The following is a 12,456-nucleotide window of genomic DNA, read 5'->3' on the forward strand; positions in this document are numbered from 1 at the left end:
GCGCGGATCAGGCGCCTGGCGATGAACAGCGGGTCCTCGCCGCCGTGCAGCATGCGGGCCAGCCAATAGAGCGCCGCGTCCGGATCCGAGCCGCGGATCGACTTATGCAGCGCCGAGATGAGGTTGTAGTGCTCCTCGCGGTCCTTGTCGTAGGCGGGGCTGCGCTTCTGCAGGATCTGCCCCAGCTCCTTCGTCGTCAGGGGCTTGGCCGAGGCGATGTTGAACAGCGTCTCCGACAGCGTCAGCAGGTAGCGCCCGTCGCCGTCCGCCAGCGCGACCAGCGCCGCTCGCGCTTCGGGCTCCAGCGGCAGGGATCGCTCTTCGTGCGCCTCCGCCTTGGCCAGCAGCGCCTCCAGCGCCGCCTCGTCCAGGCGCTTCAACACATAGACCTGGCAGCGCGACAGCAGCGCCCCGTTCAGCTCGAACGAGGGGTTCTCGGTCGTCGCGCCCACCAGGGTGACGATCCCCTCCTCGACGAAGGGCAGGAAGCCGTCCTGCTGGGCCCGGTTGAAGCGGTGGATCTCGTCGACAAACAGCAGGGTCGCCTGCCCCGCCAGCCGCCGGGTGCGGGCCAGCTCGAAAGCCTTCTTCAGGTCCGCCACGCCCGAGAATACCGCCGACAGCTGCTGGAACTCGTAGCCAGCCTCCTTCGCCAGCAGGCGGGCGATGGTGGTTTTGCCGGTGCCGGGCGGGCCCCACAGGATCATGGACGACAGGCGCCGTGCTTCGGCCATCCTGCGGATGGGCCCCTCCGGGCCCAGCAGGTGCTCCTGGCCCACCACCTCGTCCAGCTTCTGCGGCCGCAGCCGGTCCGCCAGGGGCGAGGGTTGCTGGGGCGTCAGGCCCGCGGCTTCGAACAGGTCGGCCATGGCCAGCGGCTTAGCACAAAGCGCCGAACCGCAACGACCGCCTTAGAAGTTCGCCGTGATGGTCTGGCCGCCGCGCTCCAGGGTGATCTGCCACCCCCGTGCGGGCGCCTCCAGCGCCGCCGCCAGGTCGCGCACGCTCGCCACCCGCCGGCCGTTGACCGAGCGGATGATGTCGCCCGGCCGGAAGCCGGCGCCGACCGCGAAGCCGCGACCCACGCCCGAGATCAGCACGCCAGGGCCTGAGAACGGATCCAGCCCCAGCTCGTCGGCGACGGCCGGCGAGAGGTTGATCACCGTCGCCCCGTTCAGCGGGTTCTGACCCTCGATCGTGCGCTGATCGCGGGCGGGACTCGCCGGCGGCGCCTCGGCCCGCACGTTCAGCGTCTGCTCGCGGGCGCCGTCGCGGCGCACCGTCAGGCGCACCGTGTCGCCGGGCCTGCGCGTCGAGAAGACGTAGTTGAGGCTGGCCGCGTCGACCACGGGTTGGCCGTCCGCCGCGGTGACGACGTCGCCCTGCCGCAGCCCCGCCCGGGCGGCGGGGCCGCCTGGCCAGACGTCGGCGACCAGCGCGCCCTGCGGCAGCGGCAGGCCCAGCGAGCGGGCGATCTCGGACGTCACGCTCTGGGTGCGCGCGCCTAGCCACGGCCGCACCACCGCGCGCCCGCCGCCGACGGCGGTCTCCACGACGCGCCGCACGACCGCGGCGGGAATGGCGAAGCCCACGCCGGACGAGGTCCCCGAGCGCGAGAGGATGAAGCTGTTCACCCCGATCAGGTCGCCGTCCATGTCGACGAGCGCGCCGCCCGAGTTGCCGGGATTGATCGCCGCGTCCGTCTGGATGTAGGCCGAGCCGCCCTCGCCCGTGGGATCGGTCGTGCGGTTCAGGGCCGAGACGATGCCGTTGGTGACGGTCTGGCCGACGCCGAAGGGGTCGCCGATGGCCAGCACCAGGTCGCCCACCTCGGTGTCCCCGGAGTCGTCGATGGGCAGCACCGGGAGCCGCTCGCCCGCCGGGACGTCGATCTTCAGCACGGCCAGGTCGGTCCGCGCATCGGCCAGCAGGATGCGCGCCGGGAACTCCCGGCGGTCCGCCAGAGCCACGGTGATCTCCTGGCCGCCCTCCACCACGTGATTGTTCGTGACGATCACCCCGTCGGCGCGGACGATCACGCCCGAGCCCAGCGAGTTGGCGATCCGGGCGCGCGGCGCGCCCAGGCCGAACAGCTGCCAGAACGGGTCGGTCTGCTGGCGCACCAGGCGCCGGGCGGAGATGTTCACCACGGCGGGCGCCGCGCGCTTCACCACGGGCGCGAACGACATCTTCATCGACGCCGCGCTCGCCGGCGCGGCGCGGTTGGGCGGGACGAAGTTGGGCTGGGCCTGGCCTGCGCCCGGGTCGCTGCAGGCGGCCATCAGGGCGAAGGCGGGGATCAGGACGCGTACGGCGCGCATGAGCTCTCCGGAAAGTCGGTCAACCGTCGGAAATCGCCCGATGTTTCAGGCGCAAAAATGGCGAAGTTTCAAGCGGGTTGCGGCGCAGGCTCGCGCGCCCGCGCCGACGCGAAGGCCAGCAGGAAGGCCGCCGCCATGAGGCTGGCCGCCACATAGATCGCCAGGCCCGGCAAATGGAAGCCCTCGTGCCGCAGCGACCAGGCGAAGGTCTCGCCGAAGATGATCGGCCCGAAGATCGAGGCCAGACCCGTGAGGCTCTGGTTCGCGCCTTGCAGCTGCCCCTGCTCCTGCGGAGCGACGCGCTGCGTCATCAGTCCCTGCAGTCCCGGCACGATCAGGCCCGTGAACGCGAAGATCGGGATGCCGACCAGGTACAGCGCCCCTGTAGGCGCTGCCGCATACCAGGCGAAACCGACCGCGCCCGCCGCCGTGCCGATCAGCACCGCCTTCCGCTCGCCCACGGCGCGCACGATACGTCCGACCAGAAGGGCCTGGACAATGACGCCCGAGACCCCCGTGGCCAGGAAGATCGAACCCAGGACCTTCGGCGTCCAGCCGTAGCGGTAGCCCAGGTAGAGGACGAAGATGGTCGGCAGCACCACATGGGCCAGCTGGAACAGGAAGCCCACGCCCGCCAGCGGCAGCAGCCCGCGATGCGCGCGCAGCAGCGTCAGCGAGCCCAGCGGGTTGGCCTTGCGCCAGTCGAAACGGGTGGCGCGCCGCTCGGCGGGCAGGCTCTCGGGCAGGATGAAGACGCCATAAAGCCAGTTCACAAACGTCAGCGCGGCCGCGGCGATGAACGGCAGGCGCAGGTCGGTCTCGCCCAGCCAGCCGCCGATGAAGGGGCCGAAGATGAACCCGAAGCTGAAGGCCGAGCTCATCCAGCCGAACACCTTGGCCCGCTCGGCCGGGGGCGTGACGTCGGCCACGTAGGCGCTCGCGGTGGAGAAGCTGGCGGCCGTCATCCCGTTCAGGATCCGGCCGACGAACAGCCACCATAGGCTCGGCGCGAAGGCCATGAACAGGAAGTCCACGGCCAGGCTGAAGAGGGAGATCAGCAGCACCGGCCGCCGGCCCCACCGGTCGGCCATCAACCCCAGGATCGGCCCGCAGACGAACTGCAGCAGGCCCCAGGTGGCGCCGAACACCAGGTTCCACTCCGAGGCGGCCGCGGTGTCTCCGCCGGTGAACTGCTTGATCAGGTTCGGCAGGATCGGGATCATGATCCCGAACGAGATCGAGTTCATCAGCGCGACCGCGAAGATGAAGCCGAAGCTGGCCTGCCGGCGCGAGCGCGTCGCGGATGACTCGGTCATGATCTTTCCCTCGCCTAGGATGGAATGCGCCCAGGGCCGGCGCAACCGCGTTACGTGAGCCGACCGGCCACCGACCGGAGCTGCGCCTGCCACCACTCGGCCAGCCGCATCTGCAGCGCCTGGTCGGGGAATCCGTGGCGCGCGGCGCTGTCGGCGGGGACCTGGGTGAAGCCGCGGTGCTCGACGCTGACGCGGGTCTCCGCCCCCACCGGCTCGAAACTGACCTCGACCTCGGTCTGCAGATCCGGAGGGAAGTTCGCCTGTCGCCACGAGAACACCAGCCGCCGCGGCGGCTCCCAAGCCAGGATACGGCCGATCTCGAAGACCTTGCCGGCCGCCAGGGTCTCGGTCAGCCGCCCGCCCTCGCCGGGCTCGAACGCCAGCCGCCCGGGCGGATGCGGCGTCGTCTGAAAAAGGCCGTTCGGCCGCCACCAGTCGCCGATCTCCTCGACGAAGGCCGAAAAGGCCCGCTCGGGAGAAGCCTTCACCCGAAGCGCCACGAAGACCTTCGAGGTCACGCGTCCTTCTCCCCATGCCCTTCAACGTGCGCCTTGAACGCCGCAAGCTGGGCGCTCCAGAGCCGCTCGCTCTCCTCCAGCCAGCGCAGCAGATGGACCATAGGCTCAGCCCTCAGGGCATAGATGCGGACGCGGGCGTCGAACTCGGGATGCGACTCCTCGACGAGGCCGCCCGCCCGCAGGGTCTTCAGGTGCCGGCTCATGGCGGGGGCCGACAGCCCCAGTTCGCGGGCCAGCTCCCCCGCCGCGCGGGGTCGCTCGGCCAGCAGGTCCACGACGCGGCGGCGGTGCGGGTCGGCCAGGGCGGCGAGGGTCCGGTCAACCGCGGCGGCGCTCACAGCCAGCCCTGGATCTTCAGCCCGCTGGCGGCCTCGGCGTCCTCGCGCGAGACCGTCCGCACCGTCTGGCCGACCGTCCAGAAGTGGCCCTCGGGATCGCGGCAGCGATAGGTCCGGTCGCCGTAGAACTGGTCAGCCGGCTCCATCAGGATCTCGAAGCCCGCCGCCCGCGCCCGCTCGCAGTGGGCGTCGATGTCGCTGTCGACGTGGATATGCACGGTCTGGGTGTTCTTGCCGTCGATCGAGGCGGGGCTGCGGTGGTCCTCGGTCCACTCGCTGCCTATCATGATCAGGTTCTCGCCGAACCGCATCTCGGAGTGGGCGACGTTCCCCTGGTCGTCCTCGATCAGCATGACCAGTTCGAACCCGAAGGCCGCTTCTAGGAACCGAAGCGCCGCCTTGGGATCGCGATAGCAGAGGGCGGACGTGAGCGCGTTGCGGACAGCCACCGGCTTCTCCTTGCACATATCCGCAATATTTAACGCCAATAGAAATTATCTGACAAGGGCCGATTCGGCGAGCCGAGGCCCGCCGTCGCCCGGCTGCGGCCGCAGGCCCAGCAGCCGCGCCAGCAGCGGATAGACGTCCACGTTGTCGAACGTCGGCAGCCGCGCGCCCCGGCGGAACGCCGGGCCCTGCGCGACGAACAGCGCCGCCATCTCCGGCGCGTCCGGGTCCCAGCCATGGCTGCCCAATTCCGGCTTCGCCTTGGCGACCCACTCGCGCGTGGTGATCGTCCAGGTCATCTCCGGCAGGCAGACGATGGGCGCCACCCGGGGATTGCGGCCGTAGCGCAGCCTGGGCGGAATCTCGCCCTTACGCCAGCAGGTCATGTGCGGATGCGGTTTCAGGAGCGCCCGCTCGACCTCCGCCTCGCGGCCCGGGGCGGGGTACAGCGTCATGATCGCGCCCATCACCAAAGTGCGGCCGGCGTCGAGGGGCATCAGGTCTTCCAGGAAGATCCGCCGGTCGGCGGGCGTCGCGGCCATGCCGTGGTCCGAGACCACGATCACGTTGGCGGCCAGGCCCCTCGCCTTCAGCCCGGCCACCAGCCGCCCGATGGCGGCGTCCACCTCCGCCATGGCTCCGGCGACCTGCGGTGCGTCCGGTCCGAAGTCGTGTCCTGCCTTGTCCACCTGGTGGAAGTAGAGGGTCAGGAGGCGCGGCCGCTCGGCCGGCGGCAGGTCCAGCCAGGCCAGCAGACGGTCAACCCGCGCCTCGTTCGGCATCGCCTCCTCGTAGGGCAGCCAATAGCTGGGCCGCACCCCCCGCACCGGCGCCTCCGAGCCCGGCCAGAACATCGTCGCGGTCTTCACGCCCTCCCGCTCGGCCGCCACCCAGATCGGCTCGGCCTCATCCCACCAGCGCCGGTCGCCCACGGCGGCCCGGTTCGACATCTTGAAGGTCACGCCCGGAATGGCGGGATCTTCCATGTTGTTCTCGACGATTCCGTTGCGGTCCGGGCGCAGGCCGGTGACCAGCGTGTAGTGGTTGGGGAAGGTCTTCACCGGGAACGAGGGTCTCAGACTGCCCCGCAGGCCCTCCGCCGCCATCGCCGAAAGCACCGGCGTCGCGCCTCGGTCCAGATAGTCGGGGCGGGCTCCGTCGATAGAGATCAGGATGATCGGCGGCGCGGTCGAAACCTGCGGCTTCGGGGCCGTCGCACAGGCCGCCAGCAGCAGGCACGCGAGCAGAAGGATCAGGCGCATGAGCCCTCCCTATTCCGGCCCTGTGACGCCTGCGCAAACGAAAAGCCCCGGAAGTCGCCTTCCGGGGCTCGTCGTCAGGCCGAGACTGGCGCCAGCAGTTCGTACAGGGGCACGTGGCCCTTAAGCGCCCCGCTGCCCGGCGGCCCCTCGCCGTCCTCTAGCGCGACGGCGAAGCGGACCGCCGGGTCCTCGTGCAGCCGCGCCTTCAGCGCCGTCACCTTCGGGTAGGCGGCCGGGTCGATCGCCTGGTGGAAGTCGGCCCAGCGGGCGACGCCGACGAACACCGCATCCGCCAGGGTGGGCTTGTCGCCCAGCAGATAGGGCGTGTCGCCAATCATCGCCTCCAGTTTCGCGTGCCGGTCGTTGACGAGCCGGCGGCCCAGCCGCCGCCAGGCGTCGCGGTCGCGCGGATCGGCGTCCTCCGACTCCAGCGCCACCCAGTAGCCGGCGAAGGCCTGGGTGAAGCCGGTGTTCAGGAACGCCATGTACTGGTGCATCAGGTCGGCCTCACGGCTGCCTGGCGCGAAACTGATGCGCCGCTCGCGATCGCGCGCCTCGAGCCACAGCCCGATGGCGATGGTCTCGCTCAGCGGCTCGCCCTTGTCGGTGATCAGCAACGGCGCCTCGCCCCGGCCGTTCAGGCGGCGGTATGCGTCCGTGTGGATGTCGGTGAAGAGGTCGACGCGCGTGGCGCGGTAGGGCTGGCCCAGCCATTCCAAAGCGGCGACCAGCCCCATCGAGCTGCCCAGCGGGTGTCCATAAACGAGGATCGGTTCCATTATCAGCACTCCAGGCTGGTTGAACGGAACACCCAAGTAACCACCTGGAATCCGGCGTCCAAGAACGCAGAAATTTGTGACCTGGGTCACAGAAATCGGACCTTTGGGGAGATCGAGCGCGATGCAGACCACGGTGTCGGAATGCCCGCTGGAAGGCGCGATGGTGCTGCTGAGCGGCCGCTGGCGGGCGCTGATCCTCTACTACCTCAGCCAGGGGCCGATGCGGTTCAACGCCCTGCGCCGCGCACTCTCCGGCATCTCGCAGCAGATGCTGACGCGCGAGCTCAGGGCGCTGGAGGACGCCGACGTGATCACCCGCACCGTCTACCCCGAGGTTCCGCCCCGGGTTGAGTACGCGCTGAGCGACGCTGGCCAGCGGTTGATGCCGGTGATCGACGCCCTGGGCGACTGGTGGGCCGAGACCCAGCGGCGGCGAGAGCAGCTGGCCGCCTAAAGCAAAAGCCCCGGAAGTCGCCTTCCGGGGCTCTCGATGTCGTTTTCTCGTCGATGCTTAGGCTTCGGCGAAGGCCGTTTCGGCCACCGGACCAGAGTCCTTGCCCTTTTCGGCCGGATCGCGATCGACGAACTCGATCACCGCCATCGGGGCGTTGTCGCCGTGACGGTAGCCGGCCTTCAGGACGCGGATGTAGCCGCCGTTGCGGTCGGCGTAGCGCGGGCCCAGGACCGAGAACAGCTTGCCGACCTGCTCCACGTCGCGGACGTGGCTGATCGCTTGCCGGCGGGCGTGCAGATCGCCGCGCTTGGCCAGCGTCACCAGCTTCTCGACGAACGGGCGCAGTTCCTTCGCCTTCGGCAGCGTCGTGACGATCTGCTCGTGCTTGATCAGGCTGGCCGACATGTTCGCGAACATGGCGGTGCGGTGGGCGGTCGTACGACCCAGTTTGCGGTGGGCTTTGCCGTGACGCATCTCTTGTATCTCCTGGGCTCTCCGGCCCGCCTGCGCTTCCGATGGTCTGGAAGCGTCTGCCTAACCAAGTCCCAGCCTTGCTCCCGCCTGGGTCAACACGAAGCGCCGGGGCCCTCCGCCGCGGTTGCGGCTTCACAGGGCCCGAACCGCGGAAGCGGCCCGGAGCGGCGCGGAAGCTTGATTACATCTGGTCTTCGAACTTCTTCGCCAGCTCTTCGATGTTCTCCGGCGGCCAGTTCGGCACGTCCATGCCGAGGTGGAGACCCATGCCGGCGAGCACTTCCTTGATCTCGTTCAGCGACTTCCGGCCGAAGTTCGGCGTGCGCAGCATCTCGGCTTCCGTCTTCTGGATCAGGTCGCCGATGTAGACGATGTTGTCGTTCTTCAGGCAGTTGGCCGAACGGACCGACAGCTCCAGCTCGTCGACCTTCTTCAGCAGCGCCGGGTTGAACGGCAGTTCCGGCTTGGCCTCGCCTTCGACCTTCTTCTTCGGCTCTTCGAAGGTGATGAAGATCTGCAGCTGGTCCTGGAGGATGCGCGCGGCGTAGGCCACGGCGTCAACGGGGCTGACCGCGCCGTTGGTCTCCACTTCCATGATCAGCTTGTCGTAGTCGAGGCTCTGGCCCTGGCGGGTCGGCTCGACGCGGAAGGCGACGCGCTTGACCGGCGAGTAGAGGGCGTCGACGGCGATCAGGCCGATCGGCGCGTCCTCGGGACGGTTCATCTCGGCCGGGACATAGCCCTTGCCGGTGTTGACCGTGAACTCCATGCGGACCTGGGCGCCGTCGTCCAGCGTGCAGAGCACGTGGTCGCCGTTCAGGATCTCGATGTCGGACGGGGCTTCGATCTGGCTGGCCGTCACGGGGCCGGGGCCGGTGGCGCGGAGCGTCATGCGCTTCGGGCCTTCGGCGTGCATCCGCAGCGCCAGCTGCTTGATGTTCAGGACGATGTCGACGACGTCCTCACGCACGCCTTCCAGCGACGAGAACTCGTGGACCACGCCGTCGATCTGGACGGCGGTGACCGCCGCGCCTTGCAGCGACGACAGCAGCACGCGGCGCAGGCTGTTGCCCAGCGTCACGCCAAAGCCGCGCTCGAGGGGCTCGGCCACCAGACGCGCCTTGCGGCTGGCGTCGGCGCCGGTCTCGATCTGCGGCTTCTCGGGACGGATAAGCTCGTTCCAGTTTCTTTCGATCACAGGGTGTCCCTCGGAACGCAGGATCGCCGGCCGCGAACGCGGTCCGGCGCCTTGAATTGCAGTACGATGTTACTCAGACCCGACGACGCTTCGGCGGACGGCAGCCGTTGTGCGGGATCGGGGTCACATCGCGGATGGTGGTGATCGTCATGCCAACGGCCTGCAGGGCTCGCAGCGCCGACTCGCGGCCCGAACCGGGGCCCGAGACGTTCACTTCGAGGGTGCGCACGCCGTGCTCGGCGGCCTTGCGGCCCGCATCCTCGGCGGCCATCTGGGCGGCGTAGGGGGTCGACTTGCGCGAACCCTTGAAGCCCATGAGGCCGGCGCTGGACCAGGAGATGGTGTTCCCCTGGGCGTCGGTGATGGTCACCATCGTGTTGTTGAACGAGGCGTTCACGTGGGCGACGCCCGACGTGATGTTCTTGCGCTCGCGGCGTTTGACGCGCGCCGGTTCCTTGGCCATCGGAGCTAGACTCTCTTACTTCTTCTTGCCGGCGATCGGCTTGGCCGGGCCCTTGCGGGTCCGGGCGTTGGTGTGCGTGCGCTGACCGCGGACCGGCAGGCCCTTCCGGTGACGCAGGCCGCGGTAGCAGGCCAGGTCCATCAGACGCTTGATGTTGACGGCGGTCTCGCGGCGCAGGTCGCCTTCGACCATGTAGTCGCGGTCGATCGTCTCGCGGATCTGCAAGACCTCCTGGTCGGTCAGCTGATTGACGCGGCGAGCGTCCTCGATGCCGACCTTCTCGACGATCTCGCGAGCTTTCGCGGCGCCGATGCCATGGATGTACTGCAGCGCGATGATCACGCGCTTGTTGGTGGGGATGTTGACGCCAGCGATACGGGCCACGTGGGAAATTCTCCTGATCACGCGACAGAAGCGCAAACGGCGCCCCGGCCCCTCTTTGCCATAGGCATAGGCCGGCGCGTCCTTCGCGCTCTTTCGCGGAAGCGCCTCGTTATAGGGATCGGGCCCCCTCCGTCAATGGCGGAAACGCCCAAATGTGAACGATTTCCTGCGCGGGCAAGGGGTGTCCCCTTCCCGCGCCGGCTCGTCTCACCCGCTGGAGCTAACCTTCGGATGGTTAAGGAAAGCATGGGCGGGCCAGACTGGCAACTTGGAGGCCTCCGGGCCTGGCGCCGCACCGCCTCTTGGAACAAGCTTCGCCATCGGCGGTTCTGGCCGGGATGAGGGATGCCTAGGTGCGGATTCTCCTGACGGGAGCCACGGGTTTCATCGGCTCGGCGGTCCTCGCCCGGTTGAAGGCGGACGGCCATGAGGTGCTGGCGGTCTCGCGCAGCGCAGGCCCCGCCGCGCGCCGTCTAGCGCCCGACCGCTGGATCGCGCTCGACATGGCGCGCGCGAGCCAGCCCGCCGACTGGACGCCGCACCTCCAGGGCGTCGACGCCGTGATCAACTGCGCCGGCGTGCTCCAGGACGGCGGCCGCGATTCCACCGCCGGCGTGCATGTCCGGGGCGCCGAGGCGCTCTTCGCCGCCTGCGAGGCGGCGGGCGTCCGCCGCGTGATCCATCTCTCCGCCATCGGCGCCGACCGTGGCGGCGTCTCCAGCTTCTCCGCCACCAAGGCCGAAGGCGACCAGGCGCTCGCCTCGCGGGATCTCGACTGGGTGATCCTCCGCCCCTCGGTCGTCGTCGGCGGAGCGGCCTACGGCGGGAGCGCTCTTTTCCGAGGCCTGGCCGCGCTTCCCTTCCTGCCCCGCACGCCCGATGCGGGCCCGTTGCAGATCGTGCAGCTGGACGAGGTGGTCGAGACCGTCCTCTTCTTCCTGCGGCCCGAGGCGCCGGGCCGCCTGGCGCTTGAGCTCGCCGGTCCGGAGCGGCTCGGCTTCGACGAGGTGGTCGCCGCCTACCGGCGCTGGCTGGGCTACGCCCCGGCCAAGCGTGCGCCCGGCGGCTTCCTCCTGCCCCTCGCCTACCGCCTGGGCGACCTGGCCGGCGCATTCGGCTGGCGGCCGCCCATCCGCAGCAACGCCCGGCGCGAAATCGTCCGCGGGGCCGTCGGCGATCCGACGGAATGGACCGCCCGCACCGGCATCCAGCTACGCCAGTTCGCCGCGGCCCTCGCCGCCCAGCCGGCTTCGGTGCAGGAGCGTTGGTTCGCCAACCTCTACCTGATGAAGGCGCTCGTCTTCGTCGTCTTCGCCGGCTTCTGGCTGGCCACGGCCTTCATCTCGATCGGCCCGGGCTACGAGCGCGGCGAGCGGCTGATGCAGCTGGCCGGCGCCGGCCCTCTGAGCGGCCCCTCCGTCGTCGCCGGCGCGTTCGCGGACCTCGTCATCGGCCTGGGCCTGCTCTGGCGTCGCACCGCCCGCCTGGCGCTCTGGGGCGCGCTAGGCTTGTCCATCTTCTACCTGATCGCCGGCACGATCCTGTTGCCCGAGCTGTGGGCGGAGCCGCTCGGGCCCATGACGAAGATCTTCCCCATCATGGTCCTCAACCTGGTGGCGCTCGCCATCCTGGAGGACCGATGAGCGCCTACTTCCTCCTGAAGTTCGCCCATGTCATCGGGGCCGCCGTGCTGCTGGGCACCGGGGCCGGCATCGCCTTCTTCATGCTGATGGCGCACCGGACAGGGAACGCCGCGACGGTCGCCGCCGTCGCCCGCATCGTCGTCATAGCCGACTTCGTCTTCACGACGACCGCCGTGGTCGTCCAGCCGATCACCGGCCTGCTCCTCGTACGCGAGGTTGGCTATCGGCTGACCGAGGGCTGGATTGTCCTCTCCATCGCCCTCTACCTTTGGACGGGCGCCTGGTGGCTGCCGGTCGTCTGGATGCAGGTCAGGATCCGCAAGCTGGCGCTGGCCGCAGCCCAGGCCGGCGAGCCGCTGCCGGCCGCCTACCATCGCCTCTATCGCCTGTGGTTCACTTTCGGTTTCCCAGCCTTCGCCGCCGTGCTGGCGATCTTCTGGCTGATGATCGCCCGGCCCTCGTTCGATCTCATCCCGTGAGCGCGCTCTCCACCCGGCTGCTCTTTGGCGCGCTAGCAGGCCTGACCGGCACGGCGGCGATGACCGCCTGCATGTGGCGCCTGCACCGACGCCTCCCGCACGCCGAGCGCTATCCGTTGCCGCCGCGCGAGATCCTGCAGGAGGTCTCAGGCCGCACACAGGGCGTCGGCGACCGGACGGTCGCGGCCCACTTCGGCTTCGGCGCCCTGGCGGGCGCCCTGCTCGCAGCGGCCAACGTGCCCGCCCGACCGCTCCCGATGGCGGCCGCCGGCGTCGGGGTCTGGGCCGGCAGCTACATGGGCTGGATCCCGGCGCTGGGCATCCTCAGGCCGGCGAGCGGGCATCCGCTGCGCCGCAACGCCCTGATGACCGGCGTGCAC

At 69.7% G+C, this 12,456-nt stretch carries 16 protein-coding genes; 4 read left to right on the forward strand and 12 right to left on the reverse strand.

What is annotated here, in order from left to right:
* From RIF93_RS13570 to RIF93_RS13605, 8 genes are all read right to left on the reverse strand, one after another.
* On the reverse strand, positions 1-869 hold an 869-nt coding region (locus RIF93_RS13570), incomplete at its 3' end, for a replication-associated recombination protein A (protein WP_309091985.1).
* Positions 870-911: 42 nt separating this feature from the next.
* On the reverse strand, positions 912-2,321 hold the full coding sequence (locus tag RIF93_RS13575; RefSeq protein WP_309091986.1) for a Do family serine endopeptidase: 1,410 nt from the start codon (positions 2,319-2,321) through the stop codon (positions 912-914).
* A gap of 68 nt (positions 2,322-2,389) precedes the next feature.
* Positions 2,390-3,637, reverse strand: a complete 1,248-nt coding sequence (locus RIF93_RS13580; protein ID WP_309091987.1) for a TCR/Tet family MFS transporter — start codon at positions 3,635-3,637, stop codon at positions 2,390-2,392.
* 50 nt (positions 3,638-3,687) lie between these two features.
* The gene (locus RIF93_RS13585; RefSeq protein WP_309091988.1) at positions 3,688-4,155 is read right to left on the reverse strand and encodes an SRPBCC family protein; all 468 of its coding nucleotides are present in this window, start codon (positions 4,153-4,155) and stop codon (positions 3,688-3,690) included.
* A complete protein-coding gene (locus RIF93_RS13590) occupies positions 4,152-4,493 on the reverse strand; it encodes a metalloregulator ArsR/SmtB family transcription factor (protein ID WP_309091989.1) in 342 nt (113 codons plus the stop codon). The genes RIF93_RS13585 and RIF93_RS13590 overlap by 4 nt, the downstream gene beginning before the upstream one ends.
* On the reverse strand, positions 4,490-4,942 hold the full coding sequence (locus RIF93_RS13595) for a VOC family protein (protein WP_309091990.1): 453 nt from the start codon (positions 4,940-4,942) through the stop codon (positions 4,490-4,492). Before RIF93_RS13595 ends, RIF93_RS13590 begins: the two co-directional genes overlap by 4 nt.
* Positions 4,943-4,987: 45 nt before the next feature.
* Positions 4,988-6,202 (reverse strand): ectonucleotide pyrophosphatase/phosphodiesterase, encoded by a 1,215-nt coding sequence (locus RIF93_RS13600; RefSeq protein ID WP_309091991.1) that lies wholly within the window; start codon positions 6,200-6,202, stop codon positions 4,988-4,990.
* A 74-nt stretch (positions 6,203-6,276) separates the two neighbouring features.
* Positions 6,277-6,981, reverse strand: coding sequence for a glutathione S-transferase family protein (locus RIF93_RS13605; RefSeq protein WP_309091992.1), 705 nt, complete (start codon positions 6,979-6,981; stop codon positions 6,277-6,279).
* Between the two features lie 121 nt (positions 6,982-7,102).
* Between RIF93_RS13605 and RIF93_RS13610 the strand changes: the two genes are divergently transcribed.
* On the forward strand, positions 7,103-7,435 hold the full coding sequence (locus RIF93_RS13610) for a helix-turn-helix domain-containing protein (protein WP_309091993.1): 333 nt from the start codon (positions 7,103-7,105) through the stop codon (positions 7,433-7,435).
* Between the two features lie 57 nt (positions 7,436-7,492).
* Here RIF93_RS13610 and rplQ read toward each other — a convergent pair whose 3' ends face one another.
* From rplQ to rpsM, 4 genes are all read right to left on the reverse strand, one after another.
* Positions 7,493-7,909, reverse strand: a complete 417-nt coding sequence (gene rplQ, locus RIF93_RS13615) for a 50S ribosomal protein L17 (protein WP_309091994.1) — start codon at positions 7,907-7,909, stop codon at positions 7,493-7,495.
* Positions 7,910-8,090: 181 nt separating this feature from the next.
* Complete coding sequence (locus RIF93_RS13620) at positions 8,091-9,107, reverse strand: DNA-directed RNA polymerase subunit alpha (RefSeq protein ID WP_309091995.1); 1,017 nt, start codon at positions 9,105-9,107, stop codon at positions 8,091-8,093.
* Positions 9,108-9,180: 73 nt separating this feature from the next.
* Complete coding sequence (gene rpsK / locus RIF93_RS13625; protein WP_012521811.1) at positions 9,181-9,570, reverse strand: 30S ribosomal protein S11; 390 nt, start codon at positions 9,568-9,570, stop codon at positions 9,181-9,183.
* Positions 9,571-9,585: 15 nt separating this feature from the next.
* Positions 9,586-9,954, reverse strand: coding sequence for a 30S ribosomal protein S13 (rpsM, locus tag RIF93_RS13630; RefSeq protein ID WP_309091996.1), 369 nt, complete (start codon positions 9,952-9,954; stop codon positions 9,586-9,588).
* Between the two features lie 353 nt (positions 9,955-10,307).
* On the opposite strand from rpsM, the gene RIF93_RS13635 reads away from it, so the two are divergent.
* From RIF93_RS13635 to RIF93_RS13645, 3 genes are all read left to right on the forward strand, one after another.
* Complete coding sequence (locus tag RIF93_RS13635) at positions 10,308-11,597, forward strand: SDR family oxidoreductase (protein ID WP_309091997.1); 1,290 nt, start codon at positions 10,308-10,310, stop codon at positions 11,595-11,597.
* Complete coding sequence (locus tag RIF93_RS13640) at positions 11,594-12,076, forward strand: DUF2269 domain-containing protein (RefSeq protein ID WP_309091998.1); 483 nt, start codon at positions 11,594-11,596, stop codon at positions 12,074-12,076. The genes RIF93_RS13635 and RIF93_RS13640 overlap by 4 nt, the downstream gene beginning before the upstream one ends.
* On the forward strand, positions 12,073-12,456 hold a 384-nt coding region (locus tag RIF93_RS13645), incomplete at its 3' end, for a hypothetical protein (RefSeq protein ID WP_309091999.1). The genes RIF93_RS13640 and RIF93_RS13645, both read left to right, overlap by 4 nt.

The organism is Phenylobacterium sp. (assembly GCF_031181185.1).
GTDB lineage: Bacteria > Pseudomonadota > Alphaproteobacteria > Caulobacterales > Caulobacteraceae > Phenylobacterium.

Coding starts and splice junctions, on each gene's coding strand:
- rpsK (WP_012521811.1), bottom strand. CDS start 9,570: ATGGCCAAGGAACCGGCGCGCGTCAAACGCCGCGAGCGCAAGAACATC.
- RIF93_RS13575 (WP_309091986.1), bottom strand. CDS start 2,321: ATGCGCGCCGTACGCGTCCTGATCCCCGCCTTCGCCCTGATGGCCGCC.
- rplQ (WP_309091994.1), bottom strand. CDS start 7,909: ATGCGTCACGGCAAAGCCCACCGCAAACTGGGTCGTACGACCGCCCAC.
- RIF93_RS13610 (WP_309091993.1), top strand. CDS start 7,103: ATGCAGACCACGGTGTCGGAATGCCCGCTGGAAGGCGCGATGGTGCTG.
- RIF93_RS13580 (WP_309091987.1), bottom strand. CDS start 3,637: ATGACCGAGTCATCCGCGACGCGCTCGCGCCGGCAGGCCAGCTTCGGC.
- RIF93_RS13640 (WP_309091998.1), top strand. CDS start 11,594: ATGAGCGCCTACTTCCTCCTGAAGTTCGCCCATGTCATCGGGGCCGCC.
- RIF93_RS13605 (WP_309091992.1), bottom strand. CDS start 6,981: ATGGAACCGATCCTCGTTTATGGACACCCGCTGGGCAGCTCGATGGGG.
- RIF93_RS13600 (WP_309091991.1), bottom strand. CDS start 6,202: ATGCGCCTGATCCTTCTGCTCGCGTGCCTGCTGCTGGCGGCCTGTGCG.